Source organism: Pseudoxanthomonas kaohsiungensis, from assembly GCF_010211765.1.
In the GTDB taxonomy this organism is placed as follows: domain Bacteria; phylum Pseudomonadota; class Gammaproteobacteria; order Xanthomonadales; family Xanthomonadaceae; genus Pseudoxanthomonas; species Pseudoxanthomonas kaohsiungensis.
In genome coordinates this window covers 1-922 of sequence record NZ_PDWO01000037.1, presented here as the reverse complement: position 1 = coordinate 922, position 922 = coordinate 1, and the positions used below count along the sequence as shown (strand labels likewise).

Annotated in this window: 1 protein-coding gene; it reads left to right on the top strand. The window is 58.2% G+C overall.

Annotation, left to right across the window (positions count from 1 at the left end; translation table 11 throughout):
* On the top strand, positions 1 to 914 hold a 914-nt coding region (locus CSC66_RS17150; RefSeq protein WP_238394448.1), incomplete at its 5' end, for a sce7726 family protein.
* Between the last annotated feature and the right edge of the window lie 8 nt (positions 915 to 922).

Here is a 922-nt window from a genome sequence, read left to right as displayed (position 1 = left end):
ATGAGATAGGTGCTCCAGTTACGCGATCGCAGATGTATCGTAATCAAAGACATGGCTGCGAAAGTGCCCGGGAACCGCCAGCTGGGCGGCAATCGCCACGAGGGGAAGCAGGGTCAGCTGGTGGGCCTCGTGAGATTGGCCCGAACGGGGCGGCCAGCCGCGTTTTTTTTTGTGTGCGGACAGCCAAGCACGACGCCTCCGTAGCGGATCTGTTCGATGCATCGCTTGCTGAACTGGGACAGGAATTCCGCTGCGAGTACGTGTACAAGGCAGCCATTGCCAACCGCATTGTCTTCGGCAGGCATAGCCCTCGCACCTCCAGCATGAGCATCGAGCTCGGCGTCGCTGGTTCCATCATCGATGTGGCCGTTTTCAACGGAACTTCGACGGCCTACGAGGTCAAGACCGAATACGACAGCCATCGACGATTGAACACGCAAACACCTGCGTATCTTCGAGCCTTCGATAGCGTCTACGTGGTGACACATCCAGACCTCGCCCGGCGCTATGCATCACTGGTCGACGAACGTGTGGGCATCCTTTGCCTTACCGACAAGGGCAGCCTCCGAGAGGTGCGTAAGTCCGTCCGTGACATTTCTCGCATTGAGACCGCGGTCGTCTTCCGCATGCTGCGCCGTCAAGAGTACATGGACGCGGTTCACAAACACTTCGGGCCTCAGCCAGCAATGCCCAATGGGCGTCTCCATCAGCATTACGAGCAGCTCTTCTGCCGCCTGCCTAGTCCTCAAGCGCACAAGGTACTCGTCTCCACCAGGCGTGCGCGCACGCCTTACGAAGATTCGTTGGCGTTCGTTTCCTCCCTGCCGCATAGCCTGCGCGTATTGGCGTACGAGACGCGGCTTTCACGATCTAAGCGACAGCGCCTTTTGGATGCTCTTGCCGAATCAATTTAGCCCCATTA